General features: G+C 37.6%; 21 protein-coding genes. 3 read left to right on the top strand and 18 right to left on the bottom strand.

Annotated elements, in window-relative coordinates; all coding sequences use genetic code 11:
* Positions 1–8: 8 nt before the first annotated feature.
* The 11 genes from HPT25_RS26305 to HPT25_RS26255 all read right to left on the bottom strand — a co-directional run bounded on the left by HPT25_RS26305 (position 9) and on the right by HPT25_RS26255 (position 8,062).
* Positions 9–389: a hypothetical protein gene (locus tag HPT25_RS26305; protein ID WP_173071568.1), complete on the bottom strand. Its 381-nt coding sequence runs from the start codon at positions 387–389 to the stop codon at positions 9–11.
* A 68-nt stretch (positions 390–457) separates the two neighbouring features.
* On the bottom strand, positions 458–613 hold the full coding sequence (locus tag HPT25_RS26300; RefSeq protein WP_173071566.1) for a hypothetical protein: 156 nt from the start codon (positions 611–613) through the stop codon (positions 458–460).
* Positions 614–663: 50 nt separating this feature from the next.
* Entirely contained in the window at positions 664–810 is a 147-nt protein-coding gene (locus HPT25_RS26295) for a hypothetical protein (protein ID WP_173071564.1), read from the bottom strand.
* A gap of 67 nt (positions 811–877) precedes the next feature.
* Positions 878–1,030: a hypothetical protein gene (locus tag HPT25_RS26290; RefSeq protein ID WP_173071562.1), complete on the bottom strand. Its 153-nt coding sequence runs from the start codon at positions 1,028–1,030 to the stop codon at positions 878–880.
* A 15-nt stretch (positions 1,031–1,045) separates the two neighbouring features.
* The gene (locus HPT25_RS26285; RefSeq protein WP_173071560.1) at positions 1,046–1,183 is read right to left on the bottom strand and encodes a hypothetical protein; all 138 of its coding nucleotides are present in this window, start codon (positions 1,181–1,183) and stop codon (positions 1,046–1,048) included.
* A 30-nt stretch (positions 1,184–1,213) separates the two neighbouring features.
* Positions 1,214–2,137, bottom strand: coding sequence for a hypothetical protein (locus HPT25_RS26280; protein ID WP_173071558.1), 924 nt, complete (start codon positions 2,135–2,137; stop codon positions 1,214–1,216).
* A 16-nt stretch (positions 2,138–2,153) separates the two neighbouring features.
* A complete protein-coding gene (locus HPT25_RS26275; RefSeq protein ID WP_173071556.1) occupies positions 2,154–3,143 on the bottom strand; it encodes a hypothetical protein in 990 nt (329 codons plus the stop codon).
* A complete protein-coding gene (locus HPT25_RS26270) occupies positions 3,140–4,630 on the bottom strand; it encodes an ATPase, T2SS/T4P/T4SS family (RefSeq protein ID WP_173071554.1) in 1,491 nt (496 codons plus the stop codon). The genes HPT25_RS26275 and HPT25_RS26270 overlap by 4 nt, the downstream gene beginning before the upstream one ends.
* Positions 4,631–4,651: 21 nt before the next feature.
* On the bottom strand, positions 4,652–5,806 hold the full coding sequence (locus HPT25_RS26265) for a P-loop NTPase family protein (protein ID WP_173071552.1): 1,155 nt from the start codon (positions 5,804–5,806) through the stop codon (positions 4,652–4,654).
* A gap of 14 nt (positions 5,807–5,820) precedes the next feature.
* Positions 5,821–6,525: a hypothetical protein gene (locus HPT25_RS26260; protein WP_173071550.1), complete on the bottom strand. Its 705-nt coding sequence runs from the start codon at positions 6,523–6,525 to the stop codon at positions 5,821–5,823.
* Positions 6,509–8,062 carry a hypothetical protein gene (locus HPT25_RS26255; RefSeq protein WP_173071548.1) on the bottom strand — a complete coding sequence of 518 codons (1,554 nt, stop codon included), beginning with the start codon at positions 8,060–8,062 and terminating at the stop codon, positions 6,509–6,511. Before HPT25_RS26255 ends, HPT25_RS26260 begins: the two co-directional genes overlap by 17 nt.
* Positions 8,063–9,048: 986 nt before the next feature.
* On the opposite strand from HPT25_RS26255, the gene HPT25_RS26250 reads away from it, so the two are divergent.
* The 3 genes from HPT25_RS26250 (at position 9,049) to tnpC (ending at position 11,276) form a co-directional block, all read left to right on the top strand.
* Positions 9,049–9,243: a hypothetical protein gene (locus HPT25_RS26250; RefSeq protein ID WP_173071546.1), complete on the top strand. Its 195-nt coding sequence runs from the start codon at positions 9,049–9,051 to the stop codon at positions 9,241–9,243.
* Positions 9,240–9,593: an IS66 family insertion sequence element accessory protein TnpB gene (gene tnpB, locus HPT25_RS26245; protein ID WP_217270003.1), complete on the top strand. Its 354-nt coding sequence runs from the start codon at positions 9,240–9,242 to the stop codon at positions 9,591–9,593. Before HPT25_RS26250 ends, tnpB begins: the two co-directional genes overlap by 4 nt.
* Positions 9,594–9,683: 90 nt before the next feature.
* Positions 9,684–11,276: an IS66 family transposase gene (gene tnpC, locus HPT25_RS26240; RefSeq protein WP_173071544.1), complete on the top strand. Its 1,593-nt coding sequence runs from the start codon at positions 9,684–9,686 to the stop codon at positions 11,274–11,276.
* 188 nt (positions 11,277–11,464) lie between these two features.
* On the opposite strand, the gene HPT25_RS26235 is transcribed toward tnpC, so the two are convergent.
* The 7 genes from HPT25_RS26235 to HPT25_RS26205 all read right to left on the bottom strand — a co-directional run bounded on the left by HPT25_RS26235 (position 11,465) and on the right by HPT25_RS26205 (position 17,244).
* On the bottom strand, positions 11,465–12,238 hold the full coding sequence (locus tag HPT25_RS26235) for an Ig-like domain-containing protein (protein ID WP_173071542.1): 774 nt from the start codon (positions 12,236–12,238) through the stop codon (positions 11,465–11,467).
* Positions 12,239–12,378: 140 nt separating this feature from the next.
* On the bottom strand, positions 12,379–13,836 hold the full coding sequence (locus tag HPT25_RS26230) for a transposase (RefSeq protein WP_173071540.1): 1,458 nt from the start codon (positions 13,834–13,836) through the stop codon (positions 12,379–12,381).
* A 28-nt stretch (positions 13,837–13,864) separates the two neighbouring features.
* Positions 13,865–14,509, bottom strand: a complete 645-nt coding sequence (locus HPT25_RS26225) for a hypothetical protein (RefSeq protein WP_173071538.1) — start codon at positions 14,507–14,509, stop codon at positions 13,865–13,867.
* Between the two features lie 14 nt (positions 14,510–14,523).
* On the bottom strand, positions 14,524–14,670 hold the full coding sequence (locus HPT25_RS26220; RefSeq protein ID WP_173071536.1) for a hypothetical protein: 147 nt from the start codon (positions 14,668–14,670) through the stop codon (positions 14,524–14,526).
* Positions 14,671–14,714: 44 nt separating this feature from the next.
* A complete protein-coding gene (locus HPT25_RS26215; RefSeq protein ID WP_173071534.1) occupies positions 14,715–15,323 on the bottom strand; it encodes a hypothetical protein in 609 nt (202 codons plus the stop codon).
* Positions 15,324–15,397: 74 nt separating this feature from the next.
* Positions 15,398–16,348, bottom strand: coding sequence for a hypothetical protein (locus HPT25_RS26210; RefSeq protein WP_173071532.1), 951 nt, complete (start codon positions 16,346–16,348; stop codon positions 15,398–15,400).
* Positions 16,348–17,244 carry a hypothetical protein gene (locus HPT25_RS26205; RefSeq protein WP_173071530.1) on the bottom strand — a complete coding sequence of 299 codons (897 nt, stop codon included), beginning with the start codon at positions 17,242–17,244 and terminating at the stop codon, positions 16,348–16,350. The genes HPT25_RS26210 and HPT25_RS26205 overlap by 1 nt, the downstream gene beginning before the upstream one ends.
* Positions 17,245–17,500: the final 256 nt, after the last annotated feature.

Genomic DNA, 17,500 nt, shown 5'->3' with positions numbered 1-17,500 from the left:
ACATTCCCCTAGTTAATATATTCACTCATAATTTTGGTAGATTCCTTGAATGTTAAAGGTTGATTTAAGTGAAAAATATCTAATATAAAGATAAAACCTCTTGGCGCTTCGATACTGGCTTGGAGATACTGATTTCTTAGTGTTAATGTAGTGGTCGCTTGGATATTTATTTTGCTAGCATCAAAATGATATTGATTCGATAATGCATCTTTCATGCCTTGAATGATCTGTGGAGTAAACTGACCTTGAATGGACGCTTCTTTAGCTCCCTCCGTTAAAACAACTTCCACTGCTTCTCTTTGTAAACTATCTATATAGGTCAAAATGGGCGCAAACATAATATTAATGACAATGATTAAGGTCATCCATTCCGCTAAAGCCTTAGACATTCGTTTCACCTTCTTTTATTGCATAGGAGGGGGGTGTCCCCCCCTAGCAGAATATGAGCATCAGGAACTTAAGGAGTAGGAAGTTTGGAATGTACGCCCGTTACATCACCTTGATAGGATGTAGCTTGTGTACCTGTCATGTTGTAACAAACTCCAAATAAAAATGCTCCAATCGCTACTACTGATACTGCAATTCCAAGAAAAGTTGATAAAGTTTTATTCATGATTATTAAATCTCCTAAAAAATATTATTTATATTTGAACGTGGATTCCATTAAGGAGTCACACGTACATTATTAATTTGAGTCGAGTATACTTGGCTTTCTGAGGTGACCATGCTATAGGCTTGGCCAAACAGAAAGGTTGCAATGGCAATAGAAGTAATCGCTATTGCAAGAAACGTTGTTATGGTCTTATTCAATGGTTTTGTACTCCCTTCTGTACTTGTACATGAATAAGAGGTGATAGGGTGAAAGAGTTTTAGTAACTTATTTTGTTTGTATTTGATTTTGAGTCCTTAGTAAATCTTGTTGATAATTACTTTTCTCTTTTACGCCATTAAATGTGACCCCAAATAATAAACTAATGGTAATAATGGCCACACTAGCTATACCCATAAAGGTCGCAAGCGATTTATTCATACCGTCTCGCCTCCTCTATCCGCTATTATTGATATAGTTATTGACATCACCAGCTATCCCTCCCATGAGTCCATACATGGTGCCGAAGATGAGAGATGCAATAACGATGGCAGTGACGGCTATGCCCATGAAGGTCGCAAGCGATTTATTCATCCATTCTCACCTCCTTTAAAGAAAGACAAATCATCCCGATTTATGGGAAGCTTCTAAAATGATGGAAACCATCGTTACGATCACAACTAAGAAGTTTAGAATAATAACAAAGTGTGTCGTTTTGATAGGAATACCCAATAAGTCAGTCTTTACTTTCCATCGTCTCCGATAGTTTTCAATTTGAGCTTTTACAAACATTTGGTGCATGCCTTTTAGTTGTTCCAATGCGGTGTTCCGATCTAAGTCATCAAGATTTTTCATAACCCCAATTAAAGCAAGGGATTCTTTGGAACCTAATTCCTCCGCAAATTTATCGAGTCCTGCTTTCGGACCTTCTTCGGAACTCCAAGCGGATAAAAGACTGGTTAAAGGCTTTTGTAAAATATCAAAGTATGGCAGGATGTTTCGGACAATGTTATAGGTGTTAATTCTATGAATACTCATCATTTCAATTTCATTGATTAATAGGTCATACAACATAAAAACTTCCACGTTTTTCTTCGTTTGATGATAGTCCACTACCTTCTTCATGATAAACACGAATAACGAGAACGGAATCAACGGGAAGAATAGAACAACAAACAATAGAATGATGATGATGGCTGTCATAATCATTTTCGTCATTCCACCCTGCTCCACTAAGGGAATAAAAACGTACATAAACAGGAGGAATAATACAAATGAGCCAAATAGCATGTAATAACGCATCCCGTTAAGCCCTAACGGATAATGTGCTTTCTTTAACAATTCCTCTGCCTTTGTGAGTTTGGCGTTTTGAACAAGTCTCTCTTTATTCTTATTCAGATTCTTTCGTATCCGAAGTCGATTTTGAATTCTTTCCTGTTTAGAGGTGAGGCCGACATACACCAATATGCCCGCAACTGCTGCTAAAAGAAAGGAGACTCCGTATATCAGATAAGGTAAGCACGAATATAAAAATACTTGTTTCTGCATGGGCTTCTCCTTTCTTTTACAGGTCGTTTTTTGGTCGTTTCAGGAACGAAGAAATAATAACTGAAAACAGTACACCCAATAGACTTAGGCAAAACAAAAATAGATTCCATTTATTACCGAATTGCAACGAGAACCAATTTTGAGAGTTTGCTGTGTACTTTCCTAAAAACAAAGAACCGATGAATAATGGAATCGTTAGATAACCGTTATAAACTGCATCAATGGTCTGGCTTTTTTCTTCTTCTAGCATTTCAGAGGTTTCTTCCATTTGCTTCGTTAATACGATCAAGGCATTCAAAACATTTTCTTTGTACAAAAATGCTTTTAGAATGATGCTGCCTAATCGTTTGGACCAGTTGGTTCCAGATGTATAAATAAATACTTTGATACTCTTTCTTAAGTCATGCTCATTTCTTGAGACCTGCAAGTCCGAAATTAATCGAATGAGTACTTTCCTTAACACTGGATCTGTAATCTCTTTTTGCGTTTCTGCTAATGCATGATAGATATCGTGGTGTAAAGCGTTGTAATGCTGGGTTAACCGTTGGACGATATAAATAAAATCTACACTCATGCGATAACGCAATTTGTTCAATCGTACACGTAAATATAGATAAGGCATGGTCGACAACAAGATTCCAAATAGCAATGAGGTTAGAAGGTCACCGAACGAGATCAGCATAAACAGGCAAGAAGTAATCCCAATTAAGGCAGAAAATGTGACCAAGATCAGAACATCAAACTCATTTCGATTATCACTTGTCGTGCGAATGAGAAGCCTTAAATGATCTAAAAAAGCATTGTTATAATTGTTCTCGTCGGATTGTCCATGGCTAGAACGAACTAAACGAATTCGGTACCGGTAATGCCACTCGTGATATCTATCTTTAATCGTTGTGAACATGATTTGTTTGGATGTCCATAATCCCACCACTAACAAAACACCATATAATATCCAGAGACATCCTTGCTGCCAGAACCAGTGATAAAAAGTATCCTGACTCATATATCTTCACCTAGCAAAATTTCAAGAATCTCATCTTTAATTTGGTCGTAATCTGTCATAGAAGAAACTTTTTCTTGCTTTTTAAGATGCTGATATAAAATCTTAGTGTCTTCCAGACTCTCAGCTGCCATTAAGTACAAGAGGTCTTTTGAAATGTTAGAAGAATAATAGTATTTATCTGTAACCGGGCTATATCGAATCAAATCATTCGTACTATGTTTCTGATTTTCATCGTCCCAAATCACTTCGGTAACAGATATAACCCTTTTTCTCCGTCTGTCTCGGTCTGAACTCATCGTGACGATGATATCAATGTTCTTTGCAACACGAGCCAATTCATTATCAAACTTACGGTTAGGAAATTCATCCAGAATATGACGAGTGATCTGAGGTACAACATTTTTTACATCTGTTAAGTGATAAGTGGAGAAAGCTCCACGTTCCCCTCTCTCGGTTGACTGGAGATAACCTTCGGTTTCTAGTGAACGAATTTCCCCAACGACGATATAGTCATGTTCCATTCTCAAAAGCCTTGGCACCGCGTGATGAAGGTCGCCCTCTTTGGCTTGTATTTCAAAGATTAAACGGTCTTTAAATTGGTCTGACAGATTAAGTTCAAAGTGTTTTTCCATTGCCGCTGCTACATAGGAAGGATCTCTTTCCCGTAGCATCGTTTTCATGAAAGTTGTTTTAGCTGAGCGCACACGCCCTGCAAAAATGATATTCGCCATACTTCGTGATAACGCACGGAAAAAAGGAATATCTTCCTCACGTATTGTATTTAAGTGTGCTTGTTCCTCTAGGCTCATATTTTTGACTACAAACCGTCGGAACATTATATAATTGTCTTTCCCTCTTGGCTTTTGGATCATGGTAATACGGGAGCCATCTTCTCTTTCTATTTCTAGTTCAGGAGTTTGCTCATTGATTACCGCGTCTTTTGTCCGAAGCGTAAATGCACGTTTTACACGCTCAACTGCTTCTAAGCTCTCAAACTCTTCACTTTGTTTAATGAACTTCCCTTTAATATCCATCCAAAGCTCAGTCCCGCGAATAACCGCTGCTTCACTTTCGGGAATCTTGTCCCATTTGTGAAGAATACTAACGCCCCATACTTCATGAAAAATAGCTTCAGCCAGTGAATCATAAAAAGAAGGAAAATCATTGCTTGTAATATTGTGCTTGGAAAGCACTTCTGTAATTTTGGTGATGAAATAAGCCATTGCTTGTTCATCCCCTATAACAGCTAAGTGCTGACGTTCAAGCCAAACATTATCTTTTGCATTTCCATTCGTGCCAGCTGTCTCATCGACGATAATGTCACTTAATTCACCGTGGATGATTTTGCATATTTGTTTAAAGGTTTTCTTTCTTCTATACACCGTGACATGGTTTTGTTTTAATCCCTTTTCAGCGATTGTTTTACTCAACCATTCCGCAGGACTAAAAGGAACATCCAATCCTAAATCTTTTTCGAGTTTCCCCATTAAGGACGACCTCCTTTCTTTTTACGTAAAAATCCCAAAGATGCCTTTTTTCTGCTTCTTCTCTTCCTCAATCGGTTTTTCTTTGAGTCGTGCTTCCGAAATAATTAAGTTTGAAATCAAATCTATATTCTTTTGGTAAAAGGAATCAGTCATATCATAAAGAAGCTTCTTCTGATAAGCAGACAGTGTTCCCAAATCGCCCATGTCCGGTATGGTAGCAACCCTCGTCATATTCAATTCATCTTCCAGTGCTTTTTCCGTAATCATCGTATTGGAAGGCTGAAATCTATTGATCACTAGCATAAAATCTTCCGCTTTTCCTCCGGCTGGCTCAATTAGTTGTTGGAACACGTATGGATAATATCCTCGATATCCTTTCTCTTCCTGATTCGTCACTAAAAACTTTAAATTGCTGGATAGGAAGGCTTGAACCGTACCTGCAGAGTCAAAATGAGTGCCTCCGTCGATTAAAATGACATCAAACGTTGCTTTAGCTACTTTCAGTAAGTGCTCAATTTCACTCGGTTGATAAAACCGTTGCATTTTTATATCTCGGTTTCCTGCCAAATGATAAAAACCCTCGTGATAATACACCGCTTCAGAGAGGCGATACTTCGTTAAGTTCTGAGTCTTCAAATCTACCTTTAAGTCATTTAAATAGTGCCCTTGATAATGATAGAAGTAATCACAGGGGTCCCACGTATTTAAACTAAGGACTAATACTCGTCCTTCCACTTGCTTGGATAAAGATCTGGCTAAATTGAGTACTGTCGTACTAACACCAGCTCCGCTATGAGTTCCAAAAAAGCTGATGATCCGCTTTGAAAGATAATCTTCTCGGTCTGTGATTTGATTTAATAACTTTTCTACCACTTGCTGAACCGTCAGGTGTTCATTTAGCAGTGTCACCTTATGAGCAGCGCATAAACGAGTTATACTTTTCATAACGGCATCACTATTAACGGATTTCGGCTTATAAAAAATGGATTGCTGTTTGAAAACTTCTCGTATTGCCTCTAAGTGTTCAATATCAACAATGTCACCATCCAATAAGACGGCCTTCACGTCGACCGTTGGACTTTTTAACTCATTCCATAATAAAACTTGTTCAATTTCCGATTCTTTACTAAATAATTCTTTATAAAGTGTATTTTTAGAAATGACTGTTAAGATCACTTGTAATGACTCCTTTAATGGTAAGTAATGTACAACTTAGCCCCATTTCCTACGACCTGTTTCATTAAGCCTTGGAAATCATCTTCGTTTAAAATAACTTCCAGATCACTAATTTTCGATGTTGCATCTAATCGCTTATCGTCCGTTTTTTCATCTTGAGGGGAAATAACTTCTTTGTTGTTGCTGTCTTTCACATAGACTACTTTTACATTTTGTAAGAATGGCTTGTTACCGAAAGAACTTTGTTGCACTGCAGAAGCTACATTCCCTGATTGATTCGGGTTTTTTATACCATCAACTAAGTAAATATCAATGGTATCCTTTCGACGAAGAGATCCTGGCTCCGCATAAATCATGTCTTTTGTGATAGGACGAATAGATTCTCCTTTTTTCGCATTAGGCACCATTCCATCCTTATCAACCATGTCGCTAGAAACAATTTCATTTCCAATTAGGTCCTCGTTAGCGTCATAACCAAGGATGGACTTCATTTGATTGGCTAATATGGTACCTGATACAAGGGTCTCTTTTGGACGTCTTTGTAACATTAAGTTATCCTGCGTTATGGGGTCTGACTTTAAAATTTCTGCTCCTGGTTTCACCACGACAACCTCGGCGGAATCGATTTTATTCTTGATAAACGAATCATAGAAAAAAATAAATCCTATTGTTGCAAGTGAGGTAAAGATGCCGAGTGCAATTTTAACGGCCGGCTTCATTTAGATTCACCTTTCTCTTTTCAGATTTTTCAACTGTGATTTTCTTGTTAAATAACCCTTTAAAAAATCCAGTTTGCTTCCCTTGCTGTTTAATGAATTCTTTTGGTAATAAATCCTCTACGATGGGAGCAAGTGCTTCATATATTTGCTTTTGATGTTGATTCATATCATTTAAAAATGTTCCTTTATACTGGGATTCAAAAACATCTTTTGACGGGAACTCTGGAATCAACGTTTTAATCTTTTCGGCGTAAAGGTCTTGGATCACATCATATTTCATAATGGCAGGATCAAACCGATTCCCAATTAAGGAAGTTTTCTTATCGTTCAGAGCTGTTCGAACGAAGGAGGTTAAATGGTTATCAGGATCAGCTAAGTATTGAATATTGCAAATATCTGGCTCGATAATAAAATAAGCATTAGAGGCAATATCATAAATGTCCTGATAGATTTCTTGGTTCCACCCTGTTCCGATATCTATAATGGTGACGGTAGACTGAGAAGCGAGTAATACTTTCACGTATACATCAAAGGGTAGGTCCTTCACATTGTAAACTGGTTCATGACTAGGATTCTTTACAATGAAGTTAATATCATGAAAAGACCAATCATACACAGTCGGTGTTTTAGAGCTTAATTCCGTAGAGAAATAATGAAATTTACTTCGGTAATCCGGAATCACCTCATGGCCAATAAAGCGGTCGTAAGAATACGGTTGAGAATACGGGCTTTCGATATACGTAACGCTGACTCCCATATTCGTTAGTTCCTTAGCTAGTAAGTGCGACACAAAAGTGCTACCACACCGAGCAAACGGGCTGCCGATTAAAACTAACTTTTTTTCAATGGGCACCCCCACAACTCGCTCGACTTGATTCAATATCTGAAAATGATAATCCCGCTTAACAACTTGCTTATTAACCACTTTTTGAACGACTTGCTTGTTGACTACTTTTTGTACGACCACTTTCTCTTTAACTGCTTTTGGCGATTTTTCAGTGGTGGTCTCCTCTGGCTCCTCTTCCTCTTCTAGATTTCCTATTTCAAATAACTCTTCTGTTGGAGTAAGTTGGGTGATACCGGTTGAAGATGGATGGGGTGCTGAATGACCCGATAAAAACTTCGATACCCTAGAAAAACGAGGGCGGTCTTTCAGCTGCTCCACTAACTCTTGTATGCTAATGGATTTGTTATGAAAAATATCCAAGACGTTTCGGCTCACTAATTCAGCAAGAAAAGGATCGTCCTTTTCTCGTTCACACAGGAACACAACTCGAATCTCATCATCATGGTGGATTCTAATTTTTTGGAAGAAAGTGAGAAGCTCCTTTTCTCGATCCTCTTTGCTTTCCTTCGAACTAGCTAAATAATAATCATGGACGATCAGGATATCGGGTCGTTCTGTTTTAACAAATTCTTCTAAATAATCTCTGTGCAGGACTTCATTCTCTAATACATCGAAATCATGCTCATTTAGCCGATTCCTTAATATCTGACTGAAGCCACTATCACCAATGGCAAGTAATACATGGCTCATCGTTTTCACTCCGTGATGAAAAGTGTTATAGGTTTTGAATTTAAACTATTTAATTAGGCTTTTGGTATAAATTTTTATTTGGTTTGGGTTTTGTATGTTTTATAAAGTTGTGTGGATAAAAAAAATACCCGAAATGCACACGATCAGCTAGTCTTACTACGAATAGTAATCTAGTATCATGTTCATTTCGGGTATTTCCCGTTGTAATATTCGATTGAAGTACTCAGTGTTTCCGTCACTGAGTACATAAAAAACTTTTAGAAAGAGTATTAACAATAACACATTGCTAATATCCATAATAATAGCATTCAATGTTAATTTGGTCAACAACTTCTAGTTGTGGTTGGGAGGCCTTTTTTCTTATATATTTTGGAAAAAACGTGTTATAATGTGAATAACATAAAATTTCTTAGAAGAACCACCCTTTTTCCTTGGTCGGGGACGGGCGATTCGAAAACAAAGAGCCCTTTGCTCGATACATAGGGCTCTGGGCTATCAACAATTTCAAACACCTAGCAAGGTGGAGGAATTAATTCTTTTTAGAAGAAACACCCTTTTTCCTTTGGCGAGGTCGGGTGGTTTTTCTATGTCCGTTACTAATACGCTGTACAATCTCAGTTGCTATGCGCTTTGCACGGCTAGGGCGGTTCCTTGTTGTATATTTCGGAATAAGCGTGTTATAATGTTAATGTGTTCTAGCAGGTCCATCGTGGTTTCACCTCCCTTCCACTTACGGAAGGACAAGCGTGAAACCACCCACTTGCTTATGTAATTGTATTCGCTATCTAATATTATACCACAATATGACAAAAGAGACTAGATTTCCTAGTCTCTTTTTCTGTCTTCCTGTCGATAAAGACGTTGCAGTAGCAGTCATTTCAGGCTACATAGCGGTTGCACAGTAAGCCCCCAATCAAACAACGCATATAAACAAGCAGCGCCTTCAGGTACTATGAATGTATCAATTTAAGGGAGGTGCTTTTCATATGCCACAACAAAAACTAACCATTGTCCCCGTAACATTACATTCCGAAAACAAAAATACTTCCTCAAAAAATCCAGTAGTGATTTCCTCCAATCCTACTTGCACGGTCAAAACTGGAAACGTTGAAATTTCCTTCTTCAACGGCGTAGGTGAGCACATCATCCAAACGGTTATGAGGGAGCTGAAAAATCAGTGATACACGATTATACAAGTGTGAAAAATATTTATATCATTTGTGGTAAAACAGACATGAGAAAAGGAATTGATGGCCTGGCAACACTGATTCAAGATTCTTTCGAACTTGACCCATATGGCGATTCCATTTTCTTATTTTCAGGGTGGAGTAAAGATCGCTATAAATGTTTATATTTTGATGGTGATGGATTCGCCATGCTTTATAAACGTTTGGATAACGGGAAACTTCAATGGCCAAAAGATGAAGATGAAGTACGCAATCTTTCTCAACAGGAGCTTCGCTGGCTCCTTGAAGGGTTATCAATTCAGCAGCCAAAGGCCATTCAGCCATCATCAAAAGGTGTCTTTTAAATTCGTTAAAGCCCTTTATTTTACCTTTATTCCACTGTTTGAACTCGTTATAATAAGAAGAGTGAATCCGAACAAAGAGTGGTGAATGATGTGACGAACGTTTCTTCTACAAGTGAAAGTCAATTTGATAGATTAATTCGATTACTTGAAGAGCAATTGGCGCATTCGAATCAACAAAACCAAGAACTATCAAAAAAATTGGATAAATCGTTGAAACAGAACGAAGCGTTAACCGAGCAAGTTCGCCATTTAACTAAGCTTTTATATGGATCAAAAACCGAAAAATCGAAATACAATTCACCAGATGGGCAAGTATCACTATTTGAAGATGACCCGTCTTTTAATGAACCTGAGCACACAGGAGAACAAAGCCAACAGACCATTTCTTACACTGTTGTACGAAAAGTTCAAAAGAAAAAACGAAATGATTCATTGCATGATGGTATTGAAGTAGAAGATGTTCACCATCATCCAGAAAATACGATCTGTGACTGTTGCCAAGGGAAAATGATTGAAATTGGCAGTACAATCGTACGGGAAGAAGCAGAATTTATTCCTGCTAGAATGAAGAAAGTCCAACACATTGAACATGCTTATGAATGTAAAAATTGTAAAGGCTCTACATTTCATCAAGCACAAATTAAACGTGGTAAAGCGCCGCAAGTTCCCATTCAACGTAGTATCGCAAGTCCTAGCGTACTTGCCAAAGTAATATATGATAAATTTTCACAATACTTGCCCCTTTACCGTCAGGTAAAGGAATGGGATCGTTATGGCCTCAATACCAACGATAAGAACCTTTCGAATTGGGTCATTCGTGCATCCCACGATTGGCTATTGCCTATTTACGAGAGATTGAAAGATTTAATGATGAATAAATCTCTCTTACATATTGATGAAACGTATGGACAAATTCTCCGCCGATCCGATGGGAAATCTGGTCAAACCAATGCCTATAATTGGGTGTGTCGAAGTGTTCCATGCCAAGGACCGCCAATAACTCTCTTTCATAGCGCATTATCACGGGCTCGCTCTGTCCTCGAAGGTCTCATTGAAGGTTTTTCTGGAACGATTGTTTGCGACGGTTACTCTGCCTACGATAAGTTGGAGGGCATCACATTCGCAAATTGTTGGGCGCATGTTCGTCGTTATTGGCTTAAAGCGGATAGCAACTATGGGCGAATCGGTGTGAGCTATTGCGACGATTTATATCGACTCGAAAGGAAATTTAAACATTTGTCTCCGAGTCAGCGCAGAAAAAACCGCCAAAAATACTCGAAGCCGATTGTAGATAACTTCTTTGAATGGGTTGAAATGTCACCATTCTACGGAAAAAATGCTCTCGCAAAAGCAGCCGAGTACACATTGAACAGGGCAAATGGGCTCAGAGCATTTCTGAACGATGGACGCATTGAAATTGATAATAATCCTGCCGAAAATGCCATCCGTCCCAACGTTATAGGAAGAAAAAATTGGCTCTTTAGTGTTAGTGAAGCAGGAGCAAAAGCGAACGCCATCTGTTTGAGTATCGCAGAAACCGCCAAGAGTAACGGTGTTGATTTCTACGAATATATAAAGAAACTTTTGACGGATCTACCGAATCTCAGCATCCACCAAAACCCTGAAATTTTAGACCAATACATGCCTTGGTCAAAAATGATCCAGGCAGAATGTAGTAAATAAATGAAAAAGCCGTAATTCGATTGAAAAAATCAGATTTTACGGCTATTTGTGATGCGTACCGGAAGGTGCGCTTCTTTTTTATATTTCGGGCTTACGTTGCACAGAAGACTCAGTGTTAGCAGCAGCGAGTCTTTTTGTTATTCTATTCATATTAAAATAAAAGTATCCTTTAAAAGATAATACGAATATTAATTAACTTTTATATCTTTTCCCGCACTTAAATTATTCGATGCATCCTTAGCATAAACACGAAGACTGGTCCCTTTTTTCTGAGATGCAATTTTTACACTAAAGTTCCCTTTTGCATCAGCTGTTCCCGAACCAATTACCTTGTTACCAGAATAAATGTATACCATGGAGTTCGCTTCAGATTTCCCTTGAACAACTACAGTTTTACTCGTTACTGTATTTACGGTCGGGGCAGCTGGCGGTGTTTTATCAATCACTTTTACGGTAGTTGTTCCGCTCATATTACCTGCAACATCCTTTGCATACACACTAATGATAGTGCCAGCGATAGGTTTTGATATATTCATTGTATAAATTCGAAACACGTCTGAATCGAGTTTTGAAAATAGGTTAGACGAAAAACTTTTTCCTGAAATCATAGAAGAGGATGTTTCAAACGTGTCGTTTGGCTCTAACGTAACTGGATCTCTACTGATTTCACCAGGATAGGTTGCTCGGAATCGGTACGGTGATTTTGATGTTGTACCGTTCCAACCTCCAGCTTCAACGGCTACATAATAAGTTCCTTGTTGTAATAATTGGTCTATAGAAGCATTTTCAGACCCATTCGAAAACGTTGAGTTGGCAATAGAATTTCCATTTTCATCAAATAACGTCATACTAAGTCCTGCGGATGCTTGATCAAGAGTTAAATAAATTTCTCCATCTTTATTCGTTCTGATACTCCCACACCTAAAGGAGTGGGGTTCTAATTTACTTATAAGTTTCTCCAATACTCTCACCTGAAGAGTATAAACTCTCCGAGTTACAACACAAAGGAACTCACGTATGTTCAATTAGACTTTTACAACCAAAGAAACCATCGTTTCTATTAGCGATTGTTACGGCTCGTACCTAAACCGATATTAATATATTAAACGCCCATGCTTATGGGTGTTTTTTCTTTCAATCTTAATCTTTTTATCTCCAAGTCGTGCATCAATCTAAATTGTTCGAATTTCTGTTCACATAATTTACGGTCTATTTCCTCTAAATTTTCCTTGCAGTTCATGAGAAGAAATGCTGAATATAAATCCCTCTGTATTTTACAAAAACCAAAATCATTCCATCTATTATGAAGTTTTTTCTTTTCATAAGTATCAGTCAAATGATTATACTGACTTGCCTTTACGAGATGCGTGTTTATTTTATTTAAACTTTTACCGCTGTATTTAAGTTTACGTTCAATAATATTTAAAAGCATCGAAGGTGCTTTATTACTGATCGTTCTTCCAAACCTTTTCTTTTTATTGAACTTACCTTTATCATTAACTGTTGTTTCTTTTGCTCTTTTTTGGAGTCCCTTAAAGCTCATGGTTTCAACGAAAACTATGTCTCCTAATGAGAGAATGTCATTAGAAAGGGTTTCGTGGTCTTGTTTTCTTTTTGCTCTATTCAATCTCTGCAACTCTTTTAGTTGTGCTTTCTTTTTCATATATCGTTTTGAAAATACCCATTTATCTTTATTGTTGATATTGATAGTTCCGTCTTCTTTGTATTTCAAAGGATTAGTTGCTCTCTTACTTCTATCCAGGGCTCTTTGGGTGTTTTTTATCCTTCTATCCAATTTAACAACGTTTGGTGCCAATTCTGTCAAAATAACTCCACTTTCAGAACAGACCGCCACCGTGGAAGTCCCTATATCGATTCCTACTTTCTTTTGGATAACGTTTTTATCTTTAATTCCTTCGGAATTGTACTGTTTCGGAGGCACGCCCTTAAGGACTAATTGTGCATAGTATACATATTTGTTTTTAACCCATTCTCTTTTTATCCGAACGAACTTAATTTTATCTTTTAAAGCTAAGTGAGCATAAACATCATTTTTATTTGTGATAGTTCGAAGAACAACCCCATTCCAAATAATACTATTGTCTTTGTATCGGATGCCCGTTGAATTGGACTTTCCTTCGACAGAATCCAATTCACCGTACCTTTTGAAATGTACCTTCTTGCCTTGCTTGTACATTATCTTTTCAAATGCCTTAAATGCCCTAGTTGCTATTTTTTGGCTTGTGAAAGAATCTATATTTTTTCTGAATATATGCTGCATGGGTTTGACGAACTCATGGAGTGAATACTCGACCAAACCGAACTCCTTGTTCAAATCTGAGAACATCGTGTTACGGACCCTGCCTTTTTCTATTTTGCAAACAACCCTATATCTTCTAGATTGTTTTAATGTAGAGTACCGCTTGAGCAATTCACCCAAACACGCATTATAAATGTTCCTAGCGATCTCGAATCGTTTGGATAATTTATGTTCTTGATACATTTCTGTCTTTAATCTCAGTGTTAAAACATAACTAGGAGTTTTAGTTTTAGCCAACATATTCACCTCCCCTTTAAGGTTTATTTTATCATTTCAGAACACGCATTCGCAATTTAAAAAATCGAACAATCGATATGTCTGTAGACATACCTTGTTCGACCTCACTTTCATCCCACATCTGAAGAAGTGGGCTTTCTCGTTCGGATAGTTCTGTAAATTTATAAACATCTCGATCTGTGCTTGAATCTATGGTCGAACCATAGAATTGGCCTGAGTTAACTGGATAGGCTGTATCATAGGTGTCATTAGGCTCAAAAGTAACCGGATTTCTAGTATTAAGACCTGGATATGTCGCCTTCAAGCGATAGGAAGCACTTGATACACCAGTCCAATCTTGCGGTTCAACTGTTACAGTATAAGTTCCTGATGCTATATTTTGTTCTATTACCGCTGTTTTCGTGTCATCAGAAGTGGCCTGACTTGTAATCTCATTTCCATCCACATCAGTGAGTTTTAAATTGAATCCAGCATTAGCTTGGTCAAGTACGATATATACCTCTCCATCATTATCAGCAGTGAATTGGTAAGTATCTGAAGCTAGTGTCCCGTTAACAGCAACACCGCTCGAAAGATTGTTGTTACTATCTGCCTTCGCAACCGTCGGTCTAACACTAGGAAAAATAACAAATCCTAGTACACAAATTAATAATGCTAAACTATTAAATCTTTTCACTACTCTTCTCCTTATTAGTTCACTTTTTTATCCACTATCGAATGGTGATCCGCAGAGGAAATAGCATTGGTATGCCCTTTCCCAAACGAGTATTTAAATAATTCCCAGAAAACCGGCATTCCGATTCCTGTTGCAATTACAATCACAACACCTCCTTTCAAAAAAAATACTCCCATTAGATAACAACGGGAGTACATCTACCTTTCTACCTTCTAACAAAAAGACCCATGAACGCCAAGTTCTTCGCACTTCTTGCTTCGTTTAAAGTCATTTCTTGTATTTGCTGCAGCGATCGTAATTCATTGAGGCGCTCCCGATGTTGCATCTCCTGCTCATATAAGTTAATGCACTCTTTTAAAGAATCCGCACGATAATTTTTGAGGTACCCTTCAAACGAATCAACAGCAGAAGGATAAGCATAATCCGATGGGAATCCCTTCTCTTCTACGAAATTCATAATATTTTTTTCCTCATCAATAATGCCCTTGATTCTAGAAGCATTTGCGGTCGTTTTCCTCTTAATTTGGATTAGGTTGATTTTTTCTTCTATATACCAATATACAAAGAATGTAAAAATGATGGAAGCTAGCCCAAGAATGGTTAATAAAATTCCATTTCCGAAACTAATGAGAGGTACAACACGCGAGATTACACCAAACAGCAAAAGTCCTAGAATTGCTTTAATTACCGTAGGGAGCTTGGCTACATTAAAATACGGAGTATGATACTGTCGGTACTCCCTACGAATCTCAGATAATACCTGAATGGGTTTTTTTATCTCCGTTACTGTTGCCAAAAGTTCTTCCTTTTCCATAAACTCCTCCTCAAAACTCAAAAGATGTTTTTTTCATAAAGTTACTTTCGAAAGAAATCTAATATGGCAGGTACTTATTCAATATTGTCCAAGAAAGAAACATGAATTCGCCTAATCGCTTCTGAATCAGGAGCAAAAAAGGATTTACCAGTACCCTCGGTATCCATTAGTTCGTCTACTGCTAACCAGACGGTGAAAGGATACGTATCGAGCATTAACTGCTTATGAATAAATTCAGCCATAGAAATGGTGGAACAAGAGATGACAAAGATAGGCACATTATTTGGGAATAAAGCAATCGGAAAGGACTCGTTCGCCTCAAATACTTGTTTCCATTGATGCAGCTTATCTCGTAAATATCCAATAAAGTTTTGTGACATTTGAGCTCTCTCGATCATAAAATTCACTCGGCCTTTACCGGTTTCAATTTCTGCTACACCAAGTGGCTTTTTATATCTACGGTTATGAGCGACTACTCCATTCCATGTCCAACCTTTAATCGCTTTACTCTTAACTAACCGACAGCGCAGTTCATTCACTGCTACATACCGTTGTATAGATTTTGCATTCTGATTATCCCAAGTATTCGGATTCACAAAAGGTTGATCATTATAAAAATGTTTAAGTAATTTAAATCCGCCAATTCCAAGAGTAAAAGGAGCTGGTGGTTTAAACTCCTCATTTTCATCGTTTTCTAGTCGGCAATGCCAACGGTCTACCATGGCATTTCTTCGCAGCCTTTCCAGTCTCATTGATACATCTGAACGAGATGTTTTCGTACTAAGGTATCTCCGTAACTGGTCTTCATTGGCTGCAATCGCATCACCGACCACTTTTAAAATAGTAATATCTAAATCATCAAAGATGCCTTGCCGATACGCTTTTAAAGCTTGCTCAATATTGATAAAAGGAAAAGAGTTTTTTGGTAATTTCTTATACCCGTACATGGAGGGGTGATCCCAAAAGGGAACATCCCCTTCCTTCGATAAAAAATATTGAAGTTGTTCCGATACTTGTGCTTCCATTATTCGAATAAGAAACTTCCAATATCGTTACGCTTTTTCTTGCCTTGCGGATAGTCAATGATAACTACTTTTCCTTTTCGGTTCTTTGCGTCAATTTCTCGTATACGGCAGGAAACAATTTCACCAGGAAGAGGCTCTGGTAAATGTCGAGGTTTTAGAGCTTTTAATCTAGCCCCTTGCTCAACATTTACAAAAATGCCGTGGATTGGATGAACATTATGAACACGACCAACAATAACTTCCATTTCCTTCATTTGTTCTAAAATTTTGTACGGATCGGGCATTGTATCCTTACGTGATACTTGGATAATGTTTAAGCTTTCATCGAAACGTAATACTTTCACTTGAATTTTCATTCCACGTTCCACGTTTGCAAGGTCAACACCATTGTTCCAATCCCAATCATATTTCAACATGAAGCAGTCAGTACCATCTATACGGCAATGAATCCTTTCATTTTTTTCATTAAGACCCCATACAACACCTTCGAAAACTTCATTTTGCAATTCGCCTTTTTTATCAAGGTATTTAATTGTGTTCCAGAAATTTTCACGCTTGAATTGGTCTGCCTTTTTTACAGATACAATTGCTAATTGGTGTTCTAAATCTAAACGGATCACCATTAGATTTTGGATGGTTCCTACGAAACCATTAAGAGTTTTAAAGCTATGCTGGCTAAATTCGGAAGCTGGGCAATATGCTTTAACTCCTCCCTCTAGGCGGAAAATGGCAACTTCGGTTTCTTGCGATACCATTTTTCCATTTTCTTGGGGAACAGGCATGGTTATAAATCCTACTGACTGCACCATCCCTTGAACAACTTCTTGATTGCGGTGAATCCTTGCTAAAGTCTCTAAATCATCTTGAGACCATAATTGTTTTGATAATGACTCCATATTTTATATCCTCCTAAAATCTGATTTTAGTTAAATAAACGCTCTTCTGTTTGTTTTATATTTATCCGTACTTTCCATTGCAACAAAAAAACCCCACAACAGATTCTAGGGGTTTAAACAAATAAACCTCTAAAACCTAGCTGTGGGGTTCTCCCATTCTTATCTATTTGATTGTATGGAATGTATTCGTCCAGATAAATATATATAAATATTATCTTATTCTTAGCTTTCATTCAAGAACTATTTAGCATAGGGT

It is taken from the genome of Neobacillus endophyticus (assembly GCF_013248975.1).
GTDB lineage: Bacteria > Bacillota > Bacilli > Bacillales > Cytobacillaceae > Neobacillus > Neobacillus endophyticus.
Note: the sequence above shows the minus strand (reverse complement) of the source record. Positions and strands in the feature narration are given on the sequence as shown.